Origin of the sequence: Pedobacter sp. V48, assembly GCF_000523515.1 — a bacterium.
In the GTDB taxonomy this organism is placed as follows: Bacteria; Bacteroidota; Bacteroidia; order Sphingobacteriales; family Sphingobacteriaceae; genus Pedobacter.
The window spans coordinates 50,761-74,087 of sequence record NZ_AWRU01000030.1; the positions used below are offsets into that span (position 1 = coordinate 50,761).

At 38.0% G+C, this 23,327-nt stretch carries 24 protein-coding genes; 9 read left to right on the plus strand and 15 right to left on the minus strand.

What is annotated here, in order from left to right; translation table 11 throughout:
• Positions 1-88 precede the first annotated feature (88 nt).
• Both N824_RS20265 and N824_RS20270 read right to left on the minus strand, forming a co-directional pair.
• Positions 89-691 (minus strand): alpha-ketoglutarate-dependent dioxygenase AlkB, encoded by a 603-nt coding sequence (locus N824_RS20265; protein ID WP_048906973.1) that lies wholly within the window; start codon positions 689-691, stop codon positions 89-91.
• Between the two features lie 17 nt (positions 692-708).
• Entirely contained in the window at positions 709-1,230 is a 522-nt protein-coding gene (locus N824_RS20270; protein ID WP_200869918.1) for a DinB family protein, read from the minus strand.
• 299 nt (positions 1,231-1,529) lie between these two features.
• Here N824_RS20270 and N824_RS20275 point away from each other — a divergent pair, with 299 nt between their 5' ends.
• Complete coding sequence (locus N824_RS20275) at positions 1,530-2,051, plus strand: hypothetical protein (protein ID WP_048906975.1); 522 nt, start codon at positions 1,530-1,532, stop codon at positions 2,049-2,051.
• Between the two features lie 45 nt (positions 2,052-2,096).
• On the opposite strand, the gene N824_RS20280 is transcribed toward N824_RS20275, so the two are convergent.
• A complete protein-coding gene (locus N824_RS20280) occupies positions 2,097-2,678 on the minus strand; it encodes a DUF1684 domain-containing protein (protein WP_048906976.1) in 582 nt (193 codons plus the stop codon).
• Between the two features lie 138 nt (positions 2,679-2,816).
• Here N824_RS20280 and trxA point away from each other — a divergent pair, with 138 nt between their 5' ends.
• Positions 2,817-3,113 carry a thioredoxin gene (gene trxA / locus N824_RS20285; protein WP_048906977.1) on the plus strand — a complete coding sequence of 99 codons (297 nt, stop codon included), beginning with the start codon at positions 2,817-2,819 and terminating at the stop codon, positions 3,111-3,113.
• A 13-nt stretch (positions 3,114-3,126) separates the two neighbouring features.
• Here trxA and N824_RS20290 read toward each other — a convergent pair whose 3' ends face one another.
• Both N824_RS20290 and N824_RS20295 read right to left on the minus strand, forming a co-directional pair.
• Positions 3,127-4,209 (minus strand): serine hydrolase, encoded by a 1,083-nt coding sequence (locus N824_RS20290; protein ID WP_084498406.1) that lies wholly within the window; start codon positions 4,207-4,209, stop codon positions 3,127-3,129.
• Positions 4,209-4,400 carry a hypothetical protein gene (locus N824_RS20295; RefSeq protein ID WP_048906978.1) on the minus strand — a complete coding sequence of 64 codons (192 nt, stop codon included), beginning with the start codon at positions 4,398-4,400 and terminating at the stop codon, positions 4,209-4,211. The genes N824_RS20290 and N824_RS20295 overlap by 1 nt, the downstream gene beginning before the upstream one ends.
• Positions 4,401-4,682: 282 nt before the next feature.
• Between N824_RS20295 and N824_RS20300 the strand changes: the two genes are divergently transcribed.
• Positions 4,683-5,981: an MFS transporter gene (locus N824_RS20300; protein WP_048906979.1), complete on the plus strand. Its 1,299-nt coding sequence runs from the start codon at positions 4,683-4,685 to the stop codon at positions 5,979-5,981.
• 316 nt (positions 5,982-6,297) lie between these two features.
• Here N824_RS20300 and N824_RS20305 read toward each other — a convergent pair whose 3' ends face one another.
• From N824_RS20305 to N824_RS20320, 4 genes are all read right to left on the minus strand, one after another.
• The gene (locus N824_RS20305; RefSeq protein WP_048906980.1) at positions 6,298-9,249 is read right to left on the minus strand and encodes a DNA polymerase III subunit alpha; all 2,952 of its coding nucleotides are present in this window, start codon (positions 9,247-9,249) and stop codon (positions 6,298-6,300) included.
• A 3-nt stretch (positions 9,250-9,252) separates the two neighbouring features.
• On the minus strand, positions 9,253-10,410 hold the full coding sequence (gene dinB / locus N824_RS20310) for a DNA polymerase IV (RefSeq protein WP_048906981.1): 1,158 nt from the start codon (positions 10,408-10,410) through the stop codon (positions 9,253-9,255).
• Between the two features lie 101 nt (positions 10,411-10,511).
• Entirely contained in the window at positions 10,512-10,994 is a 483-nt protein-coding gene (locus tag N824_RS20315; RefSeq protein ID WP_048906982.1) for a hypothetical protein, read from the minus strand.
• 53 nt (positions 10,995-11,047) lie between these two features.
• Positions 11,048-11,734, minus strand: coding sequence for an arylesterase (locus tag N824_RS20320; RefSeq protein WP_048906983.1), 687 nt, complete (start codon positions 11,732-11,734; stop codon positions 11,048-11,050).
• A gap of 83 nt (positions 11,735-11,817) precedes the next feature.
• Between N824_RS20320 and N824_RS20325 the strand changes: the two genes are divergently transcribed.
• The 3 genes from N824_RS20325 to N824_RS20335 all read left to right on the plus strand — a co-directional run bounded on the left by N824_RS20325 (position 11,818) and on the right by N824_RS20335 (position 16,042).
• Positions 11,818-12,513, plus strand: a complete 696-nt coding sequence (locus tag N824_RS20325) for an ABC transporter ATP-binding protein (protein ID WP_048906984.1) — start codon at positions 11,818-11,820, stop codon at positions 12,511-12,513.
• Complete coding sequence (locus N824_RS20330) at positions 12,500-15,040, plus strand: ABC transporter permease (RefSeq protein ID WP_048906985.1); 2,541 nt, start codon at positions 12,500-12,502, stop codon at positions 15,038-15,040. Before N824_RS20325 ends, N824_RS20330 begins: the two co-directional genes overlap by 14 nt.
• A gap of 114 nt (positions 15,041-15,154) precedes the next feature.
• Positions 15,155-16,042, plus strand: a complete 888-nt coding sequence (locus tag N824_RS20335) for a cation diffusion facilitator family transporter (RefSeq protein WP_048906986.1) — start codon at positions 15,155-15,157, stop codon at positions 16,040-16,042.
• On the opposite strand, the gene rpiA is transcribed toward N824_RS20335, so the two are convergent.
• Positions 16,014-16,715 carry a ribose 5-phosphate isomerase A gene (gene rpiA / locus N824_RS20340; RefSeq protein ID WP_048906987.1) on the minus strand — a complete coding sequence of 234 codons (702 nt, stop codon included), beginning with the start codon at positions 16,713-16,715 and terminating at the stop codon, positions 16,014-16,016. The two genes, N824_RS20335 and rpiA, sit on opposite strands and share 29 nt — an antisense overlap.
• 64 nt (positions 16,716-16,779) lie before the next feature.
• Between rpiA and N824_RS20345 the strand changes: the two genes are divergently transcribed.
• On the plus strand, positions 16,780-17,928 hold the full coding sequence (locus tag N824_RS20345; RefSeq protein WP_048906988.1) for a serine hydrolase: 1,149 nt from the start codon (positions 16,780-16,782) through the stop codon (positions 17,926-17,928).
• 18 nt (positions 17,929-17,946) lie between these two features.
• On the opposite strand, the gene N824_RS20350 is transcribed toward N824_RS20345, so the two are convergent.
• The gene (locus tag N824_RS20350; RefSeq protein WP_048906989.1) at positions 17,947-18,858 is read right to left on the minus strand and encodes a hypothetical protein; all 912 of its coding nucleotides are present in this window, start codon (positions 18,856-18,858) and stop codon (positions 17,947-17,949) included.
• A 171-nt stretch (positions 18,859-19,029) separates the two neighbouring features.
• Here N824_RS20350 and N824_RS20355 point away from each other — a divergent pair, with 171 nt between their 5' ends.
• Positions 19,030-19,746, plus strand: coding sequence for a DUF1080 domain-containing protein (locus N824_RS20355; RefSeq protein ID WP_048906990.1), 717 nt, complete (start codon positions 19,030-19,032; stop codon positions 19,744-19,746).
• A gap of 70 nt (positions 19,747-19,816) precedes the next feature.
• Here N824_RS20355 and N824_RS20360 read toward each other — a convergent pair whose 3' ends face one another.
• From N824_RS20360 to N824_RS20375, 4 genes are all read right to left on the minus strand, one after another.
• Positions 19,817-20,299: a hypothetical protein gene (locus N824_RS20360; protein WP_048906991.1), complete on the minus strand. Its 483-nt coding sequence runs from the start codon at positions 20,297-20,299 to the stop codon at positions 19,817-19,819.
• A 49-nt stretch (positions 20,300-20,348) separates the two neighbouring features.
• Positions 20,349-20,897: a DUF3267 domain-containing protein gene (locus N824_RS20365; RefSeq protein WP_161662346.1), complete on the minus strand. Its 549-nt coding sequence runs from the start codon at positions 20,895-20,897 to the stop codon at positions 20,349-20,351.
• 71 nt (positions 20,898-20,968) lie between these two features.
• Entirely contained in the window at positions 20,969-21,394 is a 426-nt protein-coding gene (locus tag N824_RS20370; RefSeq protein WP_152542417.1) for a hypothetical protein, read from the minus strand.
• A 110-nt stretch (positions 21,395-21,504) separates the two neighbouring features.
• Positions 21,505-21,951, minus strand: a complete 447-nt coding sequence (locus N824_RS20375; RefSeq protein WP_048906994.1) for a KTSC domain-containing protein — start codon at positions 21,949-21,951, stop codon at positions 21,505-21,507.
• Between the two features lie 477 nt (positions 21,952-22,428).
• Here N824_RS20375 and N824_RS20380 point away from each other — a divergent pair, with 477 nt between their 5' ends.
• Entirely contained in the window at positions 22,429-23,109 is a 681-nt protein-coding gene (locus tag N824_RS20380; RefSeq protein ID WP_048906995.1) for a response regulator transcription factor, read from the plus strand.
• Positions 23,110-23,327: the final 218 nt, after the last annotated feature.

The window sequence follows — 23,327 nt, forward strand, 5'->3', positions numbered from 1 at the left end:
TTAAGATACAATTAAAACTTCAAATGTTTTTCTGACTTAATTACAACAATATTTTTTCTATTTGGTATGAATAGAGTAACCAAGACCACTAAATTTTAATTGTTCTAAAGGTCAAATTAATTCTAGGTTGAGTTTCAATTACCGTCTTCGGAAGCCTATGCTCCCAGTAGTGTTGGGTCTCACCTTTCATAATCAGCAAGCTACCGTGGGTTAATTCAATAGAAACAATTGGCAGCTTATCTTTATAATTTCTGAACTGAAAAATTCTTGATGCCCCAAAGCTAACGGAAGCAATCACAGGAAATTTACCCAGATTTTTTTCATTATCTCTATGCCACCCCATATAATCCTTACGATCGCGATAGTGGTTCAACAAGCAGGCATTAAATTTGGTATCAAAAGCAGTTTCAATGCTTTCTTTTATTCTCTGTAAGGTAGCTGTCCACGGCAAAGCATTCATCTTAATACCAGAATAAGCGTAACTAACATCATCATCTCCATAAAAAGCAGTAAAACGAGGCTGAAGAATAGTTTTTCCGAAAATCTTTATGGGTTCCTGTTTCCATTTGGTTTCCTCAGTTAACCTATCCAGATACATATAACTATCATCCTCCATAAAAAAACCCGGATGAAAAAATGCTTCCCCGGGTATTGTTAATAGATTTACATGATCACCATAGATTTTTTCCATGCATGCAATTTAGGCAATTAATCTCTGTTCCAAAATGCTGGCGGCTCTATACCTAAACTGCGCAAATAAACAGTAGCCTGTGCACGGTGATGAATTTCGTTATCGATAAAATAAAGGATAATACCATAAGCCTCTCCTTCATATTGGCCAAATGCCAACACTACTTCCTGAAATTTCTCTTCTGGAATCTGTGCCCAGTAAGTATTAATCTCATCTGTAATCCTATCCCATTCCTTTAACAGCGCTTCCTTGGAATTCACCTCAGTTTTCCCAGTATGATGATCCATTTCATTTATGGTTGTCCACTCGTCGGTAGCAATGCCTTTTATGCCCGGACCAGACATGCTTGTAATTTCGCTTATCAAACCGGCTAACGGACGCATCCCTCCAACAGAATAATTAAATAATTTATCTTCTGGAAAAGCCTCAATCACACGTCTTGTAAGTCTGCGATGACCTTGCCAATGGTCCAATAAAGCATTAGAATTAATAAATAAAGGTGCCGAAACTGTTTCTGTGGCTGTGTTAATCATAGTCATAATGTAGGGTTTTTAGTGGTTAATCTTATTTCTTATACAAAGAAAACAACCCCCACTGACAACCCTATGGCAGTCTGTTTTTAAATAAAAAAATTAACTACATTTGTAAAAAAATAAAATCATGCTACGTCTTAAACATATCCAAAAAAATAACATAAGCCGGTCTCTTTGGCTCATGGGCTTGGGTATGGATTTTAGTTTTAACTAGAATACGCTAAGACCTAAACAAAAATCATTTATTTTATTATAATCAATTTGCTATGGCTATTTAATCCTTAGCAAATCATACATATATCCTTATGGACATTTTATACACTGTAGAAGAAAAGTATCTGCAGGCAATAGAAGAACTTCATTATGGCGAGCTGCCAAAAGCGCTTCACTTTTTTCATGAAATCGTTAATTCAGATCCGGAGTATGCCAGAGCATATTATCAATTGGGTAGTTTTTATTATTATCAGTTCAAAAATTACCAAACTGCCGGCTACTATTATAAAAAGTGCATAGAACTGGAGGCTGATTTCCCTGATGTTTATGAACATTATCTAAAGCTGTTGATCACATTAAAAATGCATAAATTAGCTCAAAACATAGCTAAAAAGGCATTAACTGTTCCGGGAGTTTGTAAAGCTCACATTCATGAGAGCCTTGGCTTAAATGCCGAGGAATTACAAGACTTCGCTACAGCAAAAGAGCACTACAAACAAGCGGCGCTAGCAACTGCCTCACAAACTGAGCACGAGCTGTTCCAAGATCATTTAAAGCGTATTAAAGATAAGCAGACAGCAAATCTAAATATGGTTTATGCTTATCAGAGTTAGTTGATTAAATCAATTAACTCTGATTTTTAATTCTATCAAAAGAGATTATTTATGTTTTTTATCTCCGGTATAAATCATTTCACCAGCTTTAACCTTAAGTTTCAGCTCATTTTCTGCCGGAGGTTTAGGACATTGATAACCATCGCTATAAGCACAATAAGGGTTGTAGGCCTTATTGAAATCAACCTCAATAAAATTCCCTGAAATATCCTGACTGCTTAAGTCAATATACCTCCCACCACCATATGATTCCTCTGAGTTGGTTTCATCAGTAAATGGCAAAAATAAATGATCCTTATATTCCGCAATTTTAGATAATGAAATGCTTTTATATATTGTAAGCTTCTGAGCTTCGCCATTTAATTTAAAACTAAGAATTGCATAACGGATATATTCCCTGCTAGTACCGGTGTAAGTTGGCATTTGGAATGATGTTTCATTCATTAAAAGTTCTACATTTGCTTTTACCTTATAGTTACTATCTGCCTCAAAAAAATGCAAATTCTTTAGATCATCTTCTTTTAGTGGTGAACGGGGATCTTTCAAAAAATCCGCTTTATAATTATCACGATGAGTTGCAATCTGTGTTTTATAATCTTGTGCAAAACTGTTCAGTTGGATCATCATAAACAGTATAAAGCAATATCTAATCATATCATTAAAATCTAGTTTACAAAGCTATCAATTTATATATTAGAAATCCCATTCAGGTATGTGGCATTCTGTTTGTTGCTTAGAATAACATAACATTAAACTAATAACACTATGGCTACATTCTCAGAAATCATTAAAGGTGATAAACCGGTACTTGTCGATTTTTATGCTACATGGTGTGGCCCATGCAAAGTTATGGCGCCCATTCTGGACACGTTAAAAAAACAAGTCGGAGAGACTGCAACCATTCTAAAAATAGATGTCGACAAGAATCAAGCCGCTGCTGCTGCATACGGTGTGCAAGGTGTACCTACCTTTATACTCTTTAAACAAGGTAAAATTCTTTGGAGGCAATCTGGAGTTGTTCAGGCAACGCAATTACAGCAGCTCATCAACCAATATGCTTAACACGAGGAACAAACTATTTCTGGCCCAAATAAGCAGCAATTACTTTTAGGCGCATCTTATTAAGATCAGTCGTACTGGTATTTGATAAGAAAATAAAGGTAAGACCTTTGTCAACAAGGTGTACCCAGTTCGCATTATGTCCGTACCCTGCTCCCTGCCTTTCAGCAAATATGGTATTTACATTTCCGAATTTCTTAGGGTATACCCAAAATCCAAAAGCAACATCTCCAAGCTTTTCATCCCCCTTAAGCATTACATCCACCGTCTCAGGTTTTAATATTTTATGATTAAAAATTGCCTGATCAAACAACAGCAAATCCTGCGGCGTTGAGTACATAGCTCCCGCGGAATAGAAATTATCCATATAATAATTCGTTGGCATATAAAGATCTTTTACGCTTGAATCTCTATTTGAATACCCATGATCTATCCCTTTTATGATGTCCTCATGATGAAGATAATCTGTATGGAACATTTTTAAGGGTAATAATATTTTTTCTTTTAGTACCTGCTGATAACTTTTTCCGTAAATATTCTCTATTATTTTACCCAGAATAATGAAGTCACCATTATTATAATTGAATTTAGTGCCTGGTGTATCTATTAATTTTTCTGAAAGGAATTTATTTATAAAAGTATCCAGAGGCCAGATTGTTTTATCATAAGCCTCATGTATCATTTCCGGAGAACTAATATCTTTATGAAATCTTCCACTACTATAGGTAAGCAAATTCCTGATAGTAACTTTTCTTCCGGCTTCGCCCTTATATTCAGGATAATATGTAGAGATTGTTGAATCTAAATTTATTCTTTTTTGTTCATAAAGCTGCATGATCAGTACAGCAGTGAATGTTTTGGTTAAAGACCAAATGTGAAATCTTGTACTTTCGGAATACCTGATATCATTAACCCTATCTGCTATTCCCGTATATTTTAAATACTCAATTTTTCCATTCTTTGCAATCAGCACTGCGCCGTTAAAGTTTCGCTGTTTGACACAGGAATCAACTACCTCCTGAACATTTTTAATTTGTCCGGAAGCACAGTTTACAATGAACAGAAGTATTACCAGGTTTATGACTCTTATCAAAGACATTACCCATTAATAGCATCTTCCAGTTTAGAACCATCTTTTGTTAAAACTTCAAAATGATGACTTTTAGATAGCTTCAAAAGGTGACCAATAAAATCGGTCGCTGTAGGATAAACATGCTTATCAAATTTAAGAATGGTTTCGATCTTGTTAACTGCGTTAACATACTCGTCTTTGATTTCTTTTTGATTCATAACGTACTGCTTTACAGATAAAAAATAAACAATACAAGATACAAATTAATTCGTTCATCAAATAACCATGGAATATAGTTACAATTATATTACAACTACATAGGCTATAAAAAGAAAACAGGAATGATCCTACCGACCATTCCTGTATATCTAAATTAACGCTCTCCATATAAAGACGCATTTAAAAACAAAATATTGTATACGCCTTTAAAAATTTTTAGTTGATCCATTTTTGCAGATATAAAGATCAAACTATATAAATTGCATTTAACTATAAAACCTATGGAAGGAAATGATGATAAAATCTCGGCAAGAAGACTAAAAGCTATTTTTGGAGGCTCCATAGGCAATCTTGTAGAATGGTACGATTGGTATGCCTACTCTGCTTTCGCAATCTATTTTTCCGCTTCCTTTTTTCCCGAAGGGAATCCCACTGTACAGCTAATTAATACCGCGGGGATATTTGCTTTAGGTTTTTTAATGCGCCCACTTGGAGGCTATATTTTTGGTCGTATTGCCGATGGTGTTGGCCGTAAACAATCTATGACACTTTCTGTATTATTGATGTCGCTGGGTTCTTTTCTAATTGCACTAACGCCAACCTATAAAACCATTGGCATTATAGCACCTATCCTTTTGTTAACTGCAAGATTGCTTCAAGGCTTAAGTGTTGGTGGCGAGTATGGGGTATCTGCAACCTACTTAAGCGAAATGGCCACTAAAAACAGGCGTGGATTTTATTCAAGCTTTCAATATGTGACGTTAATTGGGGGTCAATTACTAGCCCTCGCTATTCAATTAATACTGCAAAGAATATTACTATCCGAAACTCAGCTTCAGGAATGGGGCTGGCGTATTCCTTTCGTATTCGGTGCTATCCTTTCTATTGTAGCGCTTTATCTTAGAAAAAACCTCGACGAGACAAAAGCATTCGAAAACCAAAAGCAACGCGAAAGTGAAAAGAAAGGAACCATAAAAGAATTATTAAAACATCCCAAAGCAGTAATTACCGTAATAGGATTAACACTGGGTGGTACCCTCGCTTTCTATACCTATACAACTTATATGCAAAAGTTCCTTGTTAATACTGTACACATGACAAAAGAACAATCTACACTGATGTCGTTTTTAACGTTATTTATCTTTGCATGTTTACAGCCCTTATTCGGGGCTCTGTCCGACAAAATAGGAAGGCGGCCACTCCTTATCGCTTTTGGCGTATCAGGCACAATATGCACAGTTCCATTGCTTACTACACTAAGCCACACTACATCACAGTGGCAGGCTTTTTTTCTGTTAATGATAGCATTAATTATAGTTAGTGGTTATACTAGTATTAACGCAGTAGTAAAGGCTGAATTATTTCCTGCCCAGGTTAGAGCACTGGGTGTTGGATTACCTTATGCGCTAACTGTTGCCATCTTTGGTGGATCAGCTGAATATATCGCCTTGCAATTAAAAGACTGGAACCATGAAGAATATTACTATTGGTACATTACCACCTGTATTTTCATATCTCTGATGGTTTACATTTTTATGAAGGATACAAAGAAGACTTCGAAATTGAATCAGGACAGCTGATAAATAAAGTTCCGTGCGAATGCTTTAAGGAAGGCATTGTTGTTCGATGCAGGAACAACAATGCCTAAAAACCAAATATAAGCATGTCTACAAATCTTAATAGACATAATTAAAACGAAAAGTGCTGAGCAAAAATTTATTTATGAGACTACAATTTAGGCACACAATTCTATTAACAAAAGTCCAATTCTCTTGATTCAAAAACAAAGAATACTATACATTCCGCACTTTTTCCGGCTATTAACTTTTCAGCAATTTTTTGTTTGGCATTCTGTCCTATAAAAAATAAAATTCCAAATTTTGTATTTAATCAAACTCAATCCATTACAGGATTATCAACGATAGGTAGTTTTGCAAACCTGATTACCTCAACACTTGGAAAACCAAAATCCTCCACTACCTTACCCAATATCAAATAGCAACCTTTTCCCCTAAAAGGATAAGTAGGTGTGCTGTTTGGAAAATGCGTAGTATCAAAGAAATTTCCATCTGCATCCAGAAAAGTACCAAACCACATTTTCTTATTGTTCTTCGTATGCACAGTCTTTTCACAAACATACAATCCCACCATTTTTACCGTTTGCCCAACATATTGAATCAGGTTGTTTGTACGCACATCCCCCCTGTATGGGGTTTTCAATAGATCAAACATGGAAAGCGACAAAGGAAACCCAAGCAGTTCCAACTCATGATATGCATCTTCAAGCTTGGTATTAATCAGCTCCGGCAGTATATAATGTTTGCTTTCCAAATGAAAAAGTTCTGCATGATTAACAGGCTTAACTTTACCACCCAACATCATATGCACCTCCCACAACAAAGTTTTCTTACTCTTACCTGTAAACCTTAAAGCTCCCACCCTAATCAAAATAATTACCTGTTCCAGCCCCATCCCTGTGCGTTTTACAAAATCCTCCAGATCAATAAATGCACCATTTCGCTTAACCTCCTCAGGAATCAATTCTATAAATCTGTTCTCAAGCCCTTGTATACCAATAAGTCCCAGGTAAGCGTCAGTCCCTTTAATGGACACTACAGTAGTACTTATATTTACACACGGCAAATGCACCTTTGCACCCGCTTTTTGCAATTCATGAACATATAACCAACGCGTATAAAACCCGCCATAATTATTCAGCACAGCAACCATAAACTCACGGGGATAGTAGTTTTTTAAATGTAAACTCTGATAACTTTCTACTGCAAAACTTGCCGAATGTGCTTTAGAGAAACTATAGCCCGCAAAAGAGAATACCTGCCTCCATACCTCAGCCGTAATGGCCTCCGACCTGCCCAATGCCTTTGCTCCTTCATTAAACTTTTCTACCAGTTTATTGAATTCTATTTTCGAACGATATTTCCCACTCATCCCCCGTCTCAAAATGTCTGCATCCGTACCATCCATCCCCGCGTAATGAATACAGATTTTAATCACATCCTCCTGATAAACCATTACCCCAAAAGTATCTTCCAGCTGTTCCTTCATTACAGGGTGCAGGTATTCTACGGCTTCTGGTCTATGAAAATTCTGAATGTAAGCCTTCATCATACCTGATTGTGCAACCCCCGGTCTAATAATGCTGCTGGCTGCAACCAATGTCAGGTAATTCTCACAACCCAGCTTGGTGAGCAGTTGCCGCATAGCAGGCGATTCGATATAAAAACAACCAATACTATTGCCAGATTTCAACTTGTTATTTAGGTTAGCATCGTTCATAAACGCTTTTACCTGATGGATATCTATTTTATGTTGCTGGTTTTCCTCCACCAACCTCACTGCTTCTTTGATATGTCCTATCCCTCTTTGGCTTAGTATATCGTATTTATCATAACCAATTGCCTCCGCCTCGTACATATCCCATTGTACAGTGGGCATTCCTTTGGGCGGTAAATCTAGTGCGGTGTAATAGGTAATTGGTTCTTCCGAAATCAGCACACCCCCAGCATGAATACTTCTTTGATTGGGCATCTCCTTCATGATTTCGTATATGGCTGTAATCTTTTCAAAAGTAGGGTTCTTTCTATTTTCCACAGCTTTAGCCGGATCTGTAAAACCATCAATCTCAGCTTTTGGCAGGCCCATTACTTTACCAATCTCACGAATAATAGAGCGGTCTTTAAAGGTACTCATCGTGCCTAGCAACGCAGTATGATCTTTTCCATAACGCTTAAAAATATAATCCTGCACATCTTCACGCTCATCCCAGGAATAATCAATATCAAAGTCTGGGGGCGAGGTACGTTGTGCATTCAGAAACCGCTCAAAATATAAGTCAAGTTCCAGTGGATCTACGTCAGTAATACGCAAACAAAAAGCCACAGTACTATTGGCTCCTGATCCCCTGCCTACATGATAATAACCCTTAGACATAGAATAACAAATAATATCCCAGGTGATCAGGAAATAGGCACAATATCCCAGGTCATTAATTACCTTTAGCTCATTCTCTACTTTTTTCAGTGCCTCCTTATTGTTCTTTCCATAACGATAAATCAGACCTCCCATTGCCAGCTTTTCAAGCAATGCTTTATCATCATCCTTACTCCCTGTAAAAGTTTTAAGGTTTAAGTGCACTTTCCCCTGCTCATAATTCATCCTGCAACTATCCATCAGTTTCCGTGTATTGTCCAGGATAAAAGCGTATTTACTAAATTTAGCTTCCAGCTCTCCTGCCTGCAGGAACATATCAGTGCTTCTACATTTATCTTCAGGTACAATCATTGTCAGCAGTGTATTTAAATCTACTCCTCGCAGATACTCATGTAAACGGTATTCGAGCCTATTGGCCACAAAAACAGGCTGTAATACAAGTAATTTATTTTTTATATGACTGATATCTTTACCATGCAGGCTATGTAGCTCATCATAGCGAATTCCCAGATATGCATTTTCTCCTAATGGTTCCGTTGCAATATCATCTGCATATGGATAAATTACAATTGCATTTTTAAAGGGTTTTGCCTTGTCGGGCAGCTCCTTCTGTTCCAGGTTATGCTCAGTCAGGAAATCATTTAACTCCTTCATTCCCTCCTTATCCTTGGCGACCCCAATATAAAGTAATTGCTTATTTCGTCTAAATTCAATACCTCCAATGGGTTTAATGCCGTTCTTATTACATGCTCTCATAAACTCCATAATTCCTGTAGAGTTATTGATATCTGTAAGCGCCATCTGCGTAATCCCTCGAAAAGCAGCTTCCTTTATGAGCTTTTCGATAGACATAGTACCATAACGCAGGCTATATTGGGAATGAACGTTTAGGTACATAGCTTATAACTCAATATTCAACACAGATGCCCTTGTTACTGCCTTTTCTCCAAAGCGTTTGCGAATCCTGTCCATTGCCTGCATCAGACTATATTGCTCCTGCGATTCACTATACATATCTATTTGTTCAAACCCGTTTACCAGACTAGATAAACGTACACCAACAAGTCGCAACAACATCCTCTTGGTATATACCTGTTTAAAAAGTTCCCTTGCTTTTTGAATAAGCGTACCATCAAGGGAGGTGTAAGGAATAGATGCTTGCTTGGTAACATCCTCAAAGTTGGAATATCTAATCGTTACAGTAATGCAGGCTGCAAGTTTCTTTTTTTCTCTCAGCTGAAATGCAATATCCATTACCATCGAAGTAAGCAGGTTGTTGATCATGTTTATATCTATGGTATCCGCTTTAAATGTACACTGTGTGCCAATACTTTTCTGCTCGGCATAAGGAATTACCGGACTATTATCTATGCCTTTAGCTCTTTGAAGCAATGATAACCCATTTTTACCCATCAGCATATTCATCTGATCCGGGTGGATCTGGGCCAGCGTATAAATCTTCTTAATACCCATATCACTAAGCTTTACAAAGGTCTTTTCGCCCAGTCCCGGAATTTTCCTGATTGAAAGGGGATTTAAAAAGGGTTGTACACCCGATGCTTCAACATTCTTCTCACCTCTGGGCTTACATTCGTTAGTTGCCATCTTGGAAACTGTTTTATTTACCGATAGCCCAAAAGAAATTGGCAAGCCCGACTCCTTCATAATAGTTTGCCGAAGTTCATGTGCATAAGTCATACAGCCATGAAACCTATCCATGCCCGTCATATCTATATAATGCTCATCAATACTGGCTTTTTCAAACAGGGGCACCCTTTCCCTTATAATATCGGTAATTTCATGAGATGCTTTAGAATAAGCATCCATACTGCCTTTAATAAAAACCCCATGCGGACACAGCATCTTTGCCATTCTGGCTGGCATCGCTGCATGTACTCCAAATTTTCGGGCCTCATAGCTACATGAAGTTACTACTCCACGATCTGACATGCCACCAATAATTACAGGTTTTCCAATAAGACTACTATCCTTTTTTAACTCTACAGACACGAAAAATGCGTCCTGATCCATATGAATTATTTGCTTCCCTTCCCTCATGACAAATAAATTTAGGTCACGACAAAAATAAGCCAATAAAATTAGCAAAACAATTATAAAGCTAAATATTTTAGCTAAACATATGGACTTTTACTATTAGTTTAAGCAAGCATAAGGCCTGGAACTTCCCTTAAAATTTGATCCTTGTGAGCGGCAGATAGCCAGATATTGGATTCCAGATTTAAAATAGCTATGTTTTCTTTAAGAAAATAATTCCAGCAGAGCTTCCCATTTTCTTTCTGAGTGGTAACGATATCATGAATAATATCATTTGATATAACAACGGGGGTACTATCTTCCCCATGCTTAAATTCAGTTACATGAACATCTTCTAATAAAACCGTACCTAAAACAGCCGAATTTTCATTGCCTTCATCTTCGGCAGAGATGGTCAGCTCATAAGTATTGGTATCCTTTTTAGAATAGCCAGTCACTTCTTCAGAAAATTTAAACGCGGCGCAATGAGAGTGTTTTGGAATTTTAGCGGCATTCAATTGTTCCCATTCCTTTCGGTCATCCGGATTTTTATACTCATCACAGTACCATTCAGGGTTGCGTACCCAAATTTTAACGACTATGTTCATACACTATTGCTATTTGATTAGATAATGAAGATAGTAAAAAAAATCTTTACTAATTACAGCACCCCTTTCAATTTCGTCCAAACGTTTTCCGCCACAATCTTTTGTCCCTCAGCAGTAGGGTGAATACCATCATTCTGATTTAGCTTAGGAATACCCGCCACTCCCTCCAGCAAAAACGGCAGAAAAACCATTTCATTTTTAGCTGCAAGTACTTTAAACATATTTCTAAAATCCGAAGCATACTTGGCCCCCATATTAGGCGGCACTTCCATTCCGGTTAAAATCATTTTAGCCTGAGGATATTTCTTTTTAACCTTATCAATTATAGTCTGCAAATTTGCAGTAGTTTCATTAACCGCTATTCCCCGCAAGCCATCATTAGCGCCCAATTCAAGCACAAAAACAGCAATAGGTTGTTTTAGCAACCAATCTATCCTGTTTTTCCCTGCAGCAGAGGTTTCTCCGCTTAGTCCACCGTTTATTGTTTTATAAGGAAGTTTAAGTGAGTCCAGTTTTTTCTGTAAAAGTTCCGGATAAGCCTCTCCTTGCTCTAATCCGTATCCTGCTGTTAAACTTGTACCGAAGAATAAAATATTCTTCTCTTTAACCGGAACTTCGATAGCAACAGGTGCCGCCTCTGTAGGTTTCTCCTGTAATGTTTCTTTGTTTTGATTATTTCCACATGATGCCAATACAATTGACAATAGTATGATCAGGGCTGAAGCTTTAAAACGTAACATATCTATGTAATATAAATCTAAAATTAGCCTTTACTTGTCAGGGCTCGTATATTTAACTGTAAAAATACCTATTTATTAATAATATGCCTTCAGAAAACATACTCCACATTGAAAATGTAAGTAAAATATATAAAAGTGCCGGAAAAGAACTTACTGTCCTAAACAACGTCAATTTCTCTGTAGAAGGAGGTTCTACACTTGCAATTACAGGTCCATCCGGCAGTGGTAAAACTACACTTCTGGGACTTTGCGCAGGGCTCGACAGATCTACTACCGGCTCCGTTAAGCTAAATGGCATAAAACTAGATGAGCTCACAGAAGATCAGCGGGCAGCGGTACGCAACCGCTACATAGGCTTTATATTCCAAAACTTTCAGCTGATGCCAACCCTTACCGCGCTTGAAAACGTGATGGTACCAATGGAATTACGTGGCGAGAAAGACATTCGTGCACATGCTATGGACCTATTAGATAAAGTAGGTCTTGCAGAGCGCTCACATCATTATCCGGTACAACTTTCTGGTGGCGAACAGCAACGTGTTTCGCTGGCAAGGGCATTTTCCAATAAACCTGCTATACTCTTTGCTGATGAACCTACAGGTAATCTGGATGCAGAAACCAGCGAAAAAATAGAAAAGCTAATGTTTGAACTGAACAGGGATGCCAGAACTACGCTGATCATAGTTACACACGATCTGGAACTGGCTATGCGTACAAACAGGATAATAAAAATAAAAGGTGGCGTAATCATTTCAGACGATCCAAATGCAACAAGATAATTCCGCACTTAAAAGATCCGTAAACATTGGCTGGCTTTTTAAAATGGCCTGGCGTGATGCCCGTCGCAATAAATCCCGACTGTTTCTTTTCGTATCGTCAATTATCCTGGGAATTGCAGCTTTAGTAGCCGTGTATTCGTTCAGGGATAACATGCAACGCGATATTGACAATCAGGCCAAAATGCTAACGGGGGCAGACCTTGTGATACAGGCACGCAAGCCAGTAAGTGCAAAAGCACAAGCAGTGCTAGATACGCTGGGAAATGAAAAAGCTTCGGAAAGAAGCTTCGCTTCAATGATCTATTTCCTTAAAAATGAAGGCAGCAGATTGGTACAGGTGCGCGCACTTGAAGGCAATTACCCATTTTACGGAACCATAGAAACTACCCCTGTAAATGCAGCAAGAACCTTTCAGCAAGAGCGTAGGGCATTGGTTGATAAAACAGTGATGCTGCAGTTCAATTCCAAACCCGGAGATTCTATTAAAATTGGTTCAGTTAACTTCTTAATAGCCGGGATATTGGATAAGGCACCCGGACAAACCGGAATCTCAGCTACCGTAGCACCCGTAGTTTATATCCCGCTAAAGTATCTTGAACAAACCGGATTAACTAAAATAGGCAGCAGAATCCAATACAAGTATTACTACAGGTACAATAAACCATCTGCCGTAGCCGGTCAGGTAAAAAAAATCCAGCGCTTGCTTGATAAAGAAAACCTCGACACAGAAACTGTAGAATCTAAAAAGGAAAGCACCGGAAAATCATTCAGAGACGTAAGCAGATTCCTTGAACTTTCAGGCTTTATTGCGCTGTTACTAGGCTGTATAGGTGTTGGAAGCGCGATCCATGTATATATTGGCGAGAAACTTAACTCTATAGCTACCCTTCGCTGCCTTGGCCTAAAGGCTTGGGAGGCTTTTTTAATTTACCTCATCCAAATTGTTTTTATAGGATTTATTGGTGCTGTTTTAGGTGCTGCATTGGGCACAATTATACAGTTCGCATTACCGATAGTATTAAAAGATTTCATCCCCGTAGAACTTACCCTCCAAATTTCATGGCTTGCCATCGGACAAGGAGTACTGCTGGGCTTAGTCATTTCAGTTTTATTTACCCTGCCGTCACTCCTTTCAGTACGCATTATCTCTCCATTAAACGCCATCAGACATTCGTTTGAAAAATCAAACGATCTCAGAGATCCCTTAAAATGGATCGTGTACCTACTCATCTTGCTTTTTGTATTGGCATTTACCAGATTTCAAATGAGTAGTTGGATGCAGGCAGCTGTATTTACCGGAAGTATCTTAATCTCGTTCCTCTTACTTTTTGCTTTATCCAGGCTCTTAATGTGGGCAGTAAAAAGGCTCATACCAGCTTCTTCAAGTTATTTATGGAGGCAGGGGTTTGCGAATCTCTACCGGCCAAATAACCAAACCCTTATGCTTACCGTATCTATAGGCCTGTCCGCAGCATTCATCTGTACACTGTTTTTTGTACAGGGCATTTTAATAAAAAGGGTAACCATATCCTCTGCCGCCAATCAGGCAAATATGATTCTGTTCGACATTCAAAATGAGCAAAAGGAAGCAATTGCCACATTAACCAGAGATTATAAATTACCGGTAATGAACCAGGTGCCAGTTGTAACCATTAGAATTGAAAAAATCAACGGGAAAACAGCACTTCAGGATACTGCAGGTGATTCCAAACGTGCTTTTCAAGGAGAGCTTAGGGTAACTTTCCAGGACACCCTGACCTCGGCAGAAAAAGTAACTGAAGGTGTATGGCAGGGCAAAGCAAAACCGGAAGAAAAGGTCTATGTTTCATTAGAAGAAGGTTATGCCAGGAACATCCATGTGGGCGTTGGCGACAGTATCGTTTTTAACGTTCAGGGATTGTTAATACCTACCGTTGTAGGAAGTTTAAGAGAAGTGAACTGGGCAAGAATGCAAACCAACTTCAGGGTTGTTTTCCCTACAGGTGTATTAGAGGATGCTCCGCAGTTTCATGTTTTGATGACACGAATTACCTCGAATGACGTTTCGGCTAACTTCCAAAGCGCTGTGGTAAGGAAATTCCCTAATGTATCTGTAATAGATCTGGGACTTATACTAAAGACCTTAGATGAGTTATTATCAAAAATAAGTTTCGTAATACAGTTTATGGCTGCTTTTAGCATGGCAACCGGCTGGATAGTACTCATTTCTGCAGTGCTGACAAGCAGGGGCCAGCGATTAAGAGAAAGCGTACTGCTCAGAACCTTAGGAGCCAGTCGAAAACAGATCCTTGTAATTACGGCCATAGAATACTTATTTCTAGGAGCATTTTCTGCCGGCGCAGGAATAATTCTTGCTCTTGGGGGGTGTTGGCTGCTGGCTGTATTTAGCTTCGACACCAGCTTTACGCCCTCGCTGTTACCAATCCTATTGCTGTTTATCCTAATCTGCTTTCTGGTAGTACTCACAGGTGTATTGAGCAGCAGAAAAGTATTAAATACTCCACCTTTAGCAGTATTAAATGCTTAAACTACTCTTGATGATAATTTATTCAAAAATATACAACACACCTGCATTCAAAAAGCTATTTTTGCGCCCCTGTTAAAACATCAGCATTAGTTTTAGCGTTACATTATTATTGCAATGGAATTATCATCAAAAAACTCATCTAAAGAAGCCATACGAACTACTCAGCTAGGTATTATTATCAGTATAGCTTTAATATTTGTAAAGGGTCTTTCAGGATATCTTGGCCATTCCTATGCACTTATTGCAGACGCCACTGAGTCTGGTGCAGATGTGGTTAGTTCAGGATTATTATGGCTGGCACTTATATATGCTCAGCGCCCTGCCGATCAGGGACATCCCTACGGACATGGTAAGGCTGAGCCCATTGCTGCTGTATTAATAGGGCTTTTTCTAATTGCTGCTGCAGGCTGGATTGGGTATCATTCTATATATTATATCAGAACACCTCACGGATTGCCTAAAAGCTATACCTTAATTGTATTGCTGGTAGTAATCCTCTCTAAAGAACTTTTATTCCGCTATGTACTCAAAATCGGAAAACGATTGAACAGTCAGGCCGTAAAAGCAGATGCTTATCATCACCGGAGCGATGCAATCACCTCTATTGCAGCATTTATCGGAATTGTAATTGCTCTTGTATTAGGTAAAGGCTATGAAGGAGCAGACGACTGGGCAGCATTAATGGCTTGCGTATTCATCATTTATAATGCAATAAAGATCATCCGTCCAGCATTTTCAGAAATTATGGATGCCGCCCCATCACCAGAATTCATAGCAGAAATTATCGAGGTAGCTGCTCAGCACATCGAAGTAAAAGAAGTAGAAAAATGCTATGTAAGAAAAATGGGTCTACAGTACTATGTAGATATGCATATAGAAGTAGATGGAACCATTGATGTATTTACTGCCCACCAGGTAGCCCATCAGGTTAAAGATGAGCTTCTGGCCTCAGATCTAAGTATTAAAGATGTAATTATACACGTTGAGCCACACTCGGCATAATTACCTTAATCCCATTTTTCCCTGCTATTATTGCTTTTGTAGCTATTCCATAAAACAAAGAATGCTCCACAACGCCAGGAATCATTTTAATCTGAACGTTAAGTTTTTCTAGTTCCGGTAATTCTGCAAAGTGAACATCAGCCAGCAAATTTCCATTATCCGAAATAACTGCACCGTCCTTTTGCGTACTCATACGTAGCTTTATGGCTGCTCCGGGAAACTCAAACGACAATCTTCCCAGTACCATTTGCAAAGCCTGAGGTAATATCTCCAACACCAAAGGATAAGTAGCATCCAATTTCGCTACAAATTTCCCCTCATCTCCTATCAATATGAAATCCGCAGCCGTGGATGCCAATATTTTTTCAGTAGTATGAATACCACCTCCGCTTTTTAAAGCATTTAACCTTTCATCAAACTGATCGCAGCCATCAAAATAAACATCTATTTTTTTAAGTAACGCTGGTGATTGCACCTTTAATCCGCATTGCTGCAAATAAGCAGTGGTTTTAAAAGACGACGAAGTAAAAGTAACACCTGCAACCAAATCCTCATCCTGTTTCACCATATCCACCAGGTGAGCCACCGTTGTTCCTGCACCCAAACCTACAATCTGGCCTATTTTAATAAAAGGCAGGGCCGCCTTTGCTGCTGCTATCTTATAATCGATCATGCCGGCAATTTAGAAATTAATCAGAATTATCTCTACCTTGTTTTCAAAAATTGACTCCCAGACTATGAGAAAACCAACCTGCTTAAAACATTTTCTTACAGCAATTTTAATCATCTGTGCCAGTAAGTACAGCTTCGGTCAAGCTGCTAAGGCAGAGGCCGAGCTAAAAGCCATCATGAAAAAACAAGAGGCCATAGGGCTCTCTGTTGCTGTAGTAAAAAATGGTGATATCATTTACACACATTCATTTGGCCTTAAAAACACTGAAACCAGCACACCACTTACCGATAAAGACATCTTCAGAATAGCCTCAATTTCAAAATCCTTCTCTGCCACCTCTATTATGCAGCTTGCGGAAGCTGGAAAGCTGTCTTTAAATGATGATTTCAGCAAACTCGTAGGTTTCAAGGTAAGGAACCCGAAATATCCTGAAACCGTTATCACCCTAAAAATGGTACTCTCCCACACCTCTAGTATAAACGATAGTCAAGGCTATTTTAATCTTGATGTTATCAACCCCGAAAAAGGTCCCAACTGGGAAAAATGCTACAATGATTATGAACCTGGAAAAGGATATAGATACTGCAATCTGAATTTCAATATGGTGGGTGCGGTAATAGAAAAGCTATCAGGAGAACGATTTGATCAATATGTAAAACATCATATATTAGATCCTTTAAAACTATATGGGGGTTACTGTGTAGACTCACTAGACAAAAGCTTGTTTACAACCTTATATGAATATGATTCCGTTGCAAAAACTTTTGCGGCAGACCCTTCAGCCTATGCACCACGCACAGAGGAGATAAAAAACTACGTTATGGGATACAGCACTCCCGCATTCTCTCCTACCGGAGGGATGAAAATATCAGCTACTGATCTTGCAAAATACATGACTATGCACATGAATCAGGGCAATTATAAGCGCGTAAAAATCATCTCTAAAAAGAGTGCTAAAGTAATGCAAACAAAAATTTCGGAGGAAGAGGGCTATGGACTTGCAATGACTAATGTCGACAATCTGATTCCCGGGAAACACATGACCGGACATACCGGTTCTGCTTATGGCCTTTACAGCGCAATGTTTTTCCACCCAAAAGAAAAATTTGGGATCGTGGTCATCACAAATGGCTCCAATACTTCTTATACCAATGGTTTCAATAGCATATTAATAGAAAGCATCAATTGCCTTTACAATAACTTCATAAAATAAGACACGCAGCTACGGCACTTACAGCCCCGAAGATACACCCAAACGGAAATAACTATACTTATTTCGGTAATAGATGTTATACGGATCCTCGCCATAATAGCCCATAGCAGCCATTAAAAACACATTATTCATAAAGGGGAAGCTATAATTAAATGAGGCCTCAGTATTAATGCGTTTCTTTATTGAAAAAGCATCATAATTCTGCATTGCATTTACGGCATAATTCATTCCAACCTCTGCACGCCAGTTCTCTTTCTGTCTAACATATCTGCGAAGTGAAAAATCATAGATAACTCTTGTAAAGCCATAATCATTTCTAAGCGCCTTTTCATAATGAAACCATTTATGCCACTCAAAACCGCCATAATGATTTAATGAATAGGAAACGGCATTCAACGCCCTGGTTTTTCTGCCTGAATTATATCCAATAGTAAGATAATTGGTGCTAAAATTACCATCGTGGGTGTTTATTGTACCATTGCTATTTAAGGCCTCGCCATCTTGCCCGTTTGAATGATGAGTGAATTTTAGAGTTGCATATTTGTAATTACTGACAGACTTACTAAGCCTGAAATATAAAGTTCCTCCCAGTTTTAAACTCGGAGTTCTTACACCAGAAGATTTCTCGTCAATTACTTTAACCGTAAAATCGGGCACTATAGCAAAAGCCACAGGCGATTCAGGTATTGCAAGTATCATGTACGTTTTGGTAACCCTGCCATTAATAATATACTTTACCGGTCCGGCAAGTTCGCCTCTTGGCGAGATGTACGACAAATCGCCATTTTCCTTATAAATATCGCTATATTCCCTATTACGCAAATATCTGCGTGTAATCAACGAATCCCTTGTCGCTGAATTTACAGTTTGTGGAATTACAGTTTCAATACCTGTTAAATAAAAAACTACGATCAGACAGACTAGTTTCATGGGGTAATTATTGAAACATATACGTTACAACAACTACAACAGATTAGCTCGTCCAGTGTTTTTAATTATACAACGGCATTCATCACAAAATGTAAAGACTTTGATAAATTTAAAGTACAGACTCGATTATTTAAGCTAATTCTTATATTAGCGTACTCAAAAGAAAAACTCATGAAAAGAAAATTAATAGTTTTAGCAGCCTCTGCACTCTTCTTTACCAGTGCAATGGCTCAAACACCTAATACGCTCTCAAAAGAAGAAAAAAAAGCAGGCTGGAAATTATTATTTGACGGTACAACTACAAAAGGCTGGCATACTTATCTTAAAAAAGAAGTGGGCGCAAAATGGCAGGTAAAAGATGGGGCAATAGTTTTTGATCCTACCCAACCTACCGGTGGAGGCGATCTTGTTACTGATGGGATATATGAAAACTATGAGTTGAACCTGGAATGGAAAATCTCTAAAGGCGGAAACAGCGGAATCATATTTGATATCCAGGAAGACCCTAAATACGGCGCTACTTATCTTACCGGCCCTGAAATGCAGGTATTAGATAACATCGATGCAAGCGATAACAAAAAACAAAACCACCTTGCAGGTTGTCTGTATGACATGTCTGGCGATTCAACTGTTTCTAAACCAGTACCAGTTGGCGAATGGAATAAAGTTAGACTGATTCAGGATAAAGGACACCTTACTTTCTGGTTAAATGGTATCAAAACATTTGAAGGTCAGATAGGAAGCGAAGAGTGGAAAGCTATGATTGCTAACAGCAAGTTTAAGAACAAAGACTTCGCAGACTTTGCTAAAGTTGCAAAAGGCAAAATCGCTTTACAAGAACACCCAGGCTCTAGCCAGTGGAGAAACATCAAAATCCGTACTTTATAATTCAATTATAAGAGCAATTTAACGAAAGCGCCCGAATCATGATCATGATTCGGGCGCTTTCGTTTATATCCTACTTACATTCTGTAGGCGCAAAAGTAAACCTGCCTCTTTCAAAGTTAATCGGTTTCCCCTTTACAAAATATGATCTTCCTAAAGATGTTTCAATCTGACCAACACCCAGCACCAGCTTGCCATCTTTTTTCAAAAGTGCAAGTGGGTTTTTATAAATGGTTTTATTTTCGCCTATTTTAAAGGTATAATCAACAAATAAGGTATCCCCTCTAAACTTTCCGTCGATTAAACCGTCATTAGTTGCTTTCTCATGATATTTTATAACCAAACCACCGGTAACTTTTCCTAATTTAGAAGTTATTACATTTAAATGTGCAGTATCTACACCATCAACAGCAATGAAACATTCATTACTGACTGGAGCATCTGCGGTATCAATCATTGTACTATCTTTCAGTTCCGAGCTTTTATCTCCTCCCTGATTGCAGCTAAATGCCAAAGGCAAAGCTATAAGTGCTAAATAAAGTGCTGATTTTTTCATGACTATAATTTAAATTGATGGTTTATTAAATACTATACAAAATTTGGTACTATATGGTTTTATAAACAATACATCCGATCTTAGATGGATGATCTTGGACTAACGTTTCCATATCCAACTTTCTAATCATATTTATAATCATAAAATCACCTCCGGCAGCCATGGTAAAGAACATACCAAATGCAAAAAGCTGAATATTTCCGGTAATTAAAGCCAAAATTGTAGGGAGTATCCCCAACAATAAGGCAGGCATAATAGTACCTATCATATAGTGTTTTACTTTTAAAGGTTCTTTACAGTGGCAATATGGCGTAACTGCTTTCCAGATTACTCCGAATTTAATCGACTTAAATCCTTCCTTTGCAAACAGGCACCATGTTATCCCATGAATTAATTCGTGGAGTACAATTCCTATAAGTAATACCAAAATCATGATTGCGCTTGTCATCAAACCATTCATCTCCTTTGGAAATAAATTTTTAAATATGCCAAGTGTTCCATCACTCCACAAAAAATAATAAAGTGGCCCAAATAAAATAACAAAGGGGATAAAATAAACAATGGAAGTGACTTGCGCTTTAGCAGCATCAATAGTCATTTCCWYYRTTTWWTAGCCAGGTATATCGAATTGTTCCATAGTATGGAACTAAGATATAAAAGTAAATTGAATTATTTTACCCTCAGATAAAGCATACTATAACCATCATAATAATTATCGCTGATCAGTAAAGAATCACTTCTTAAGCCCAATATATATTTCCTTTGCTCTTTAGAAATGGTATCAACTTCGTTAAATGATATTGCTGTTTCAAGCTGTCCGGAATAAATGCTTTTTGCTTTTGAAAGCACGTATTTCCCTTCTTTAACCAGCTTTCCATTTTCAATCCGCTGATAAGTATCTTTAGATTTAAATACTAAAACTGAGCTTTTACCGTCTTCGACGGGTTTAGTTTGACCGGCAAAACCGCCACTTGAAAGTTTAAGATCCCATTTCCCAATTAGCTTTTGCTCGATATTTGGATCAGACTTTTGCTTTTCGCAGGCATAAAAGCCTACCGTAATAAAAGTAATTATTGCCAAAAAATACACTTTCATATCCATGCTTTAAGTTATATATATAAAACGTTTAAAAAGCAAAAATCGCTACACCATTAGCACTTTTATGCTCAGGTTAGCGATCTCTATAAATCGATATAAGTTTTAGCTTAAGCTGTTTCCAGTTTTACTATGTTTCTGTAAGGGAAAGATCCAAAGATATGTCTGCGTGCAAATCTACCGGGAGAATCAGCATTTACTAATTTCACATAAACAGCTTTAGGTACGCCAAAATATTCATAAGCACTACCATCAAGGAAATGAACAGTTAGTATTAAACCTGCCCAGTTATAATCAGCAATACCGCAAGTAGCAGTAGTTTGAGTATATTCATCCAATGAAAGCGCCAAGGTTTCCGGAGCAATACTAACCAGAAAATGATAAGCTTCAATAATTTCTTTGCTTTTGGTTTCTGCTTCTATTTTAGCTTCTTCGCTATCCTGAAACTTGTCAGGGTGCCAATCTTTCATTAAACCCCTGTAAATGGTTTTTAATTCTTTTAATTCGGCATCCTTCTGTACACCCAATAACTTTCTGTAATCAACGATCTTCTTCATAAAATTTGCGCGAAGGTACGCAGATTTTTCGGGTAATCATATTATCATTCAATTAATTAGTATTTATTTTCATTTGACACTTTGAATCCTATTTGTTCTCTAGGGCTATCTGCCTTATTCATAAATTTATACACTATACTCCGTAAAAACTCTTGGCAACACTCCTCCTAATATCTTTTTCGATGGTATCACATTTTGTGATACCATCTCATCTGGAATTCCCACAAGTTTATCCGTCGTAATTCATTATTTGATACATTGAAAGTAATTTCAATATTTTGAGAGTTTTATATAGTGAAGTAGGCAGCTATACCAGGACATGACAAACTGTTGTTGATAGGGCGTTAATAGGGCCTTGGCAGGGCAACCAACCCTAGCAAGGCCCTGCCAAGGCTCTGTAAACACTTACGATATTGCTTACCAATTAGAAGCTGCTCCTATAAAACTTTTCCCACAGATACTATATATTTGCGATATATGTTCAAAATTGGATTAGCAGAAGATGATGTAAAAATAGCTACCTTGATAAAAAGCGGGCTAGAGGAACATCAGTATCATGTTACCCCCATACATGACGGCAGTTTGGCCTTGGCAGAATTTAAAGATCATGAATATGACCTGGTAATACTCGACATCATGATGCCCGGCTTAAATGGCATTGAGGTATGCCGTCAATTGAGAGCAAAAAACAAAGATCTTCCTATCCTTATGCTAACCGCACTTGGCTCTATTGAAGATAAAGTAACCGGCCTAAGTTCCGGTGCCGACGACTACTTACTGAAACCATTTCATTTCAGAGAATTACTTGCTCGCCTGGAAGCACTTTTAAGAAGAAACAATAAAAACTTTGCCCCACATAACATTCTTAATTTTGCAGACATCACTATGGATACCTATAGTAAGTCTGTTGAAAGAGCCGGTATACCAATTGAACTTACTGCCAAAGAATACATACTGCTCGAGCTGTTTTTAAAAAACCCGAACAGATTACTGTCCAGGCAATACATCGCAGAGAATGCCTGGGATATTAGTTTTGATACCGGCACAAACGTAATTGATGTTTATATCAATTTCCTCAGAAAGAAAATTGAAAAGGGCTTTGATAAACGATTGATACATACAAAAATTGGGATGGGCTATATCCTCAAAGAGGCATGAAAATAAAAGATCGGCTCGCATTATACTTTACGTTAATCAGTACTTTGGTATTGCTTTGTGTGCTCTTTACCATATACTTTACATTCATAAAGTTTATGCAAAGCGATTTTTTTGACCGACTTACAGACCGTACCATGGTTACAGCCAAGCTTTACCTGGAAGCCGATGAAATATCAAGCGATTCACTAACCYRCSWMCKWGWMYRATNSYTMRAWWAS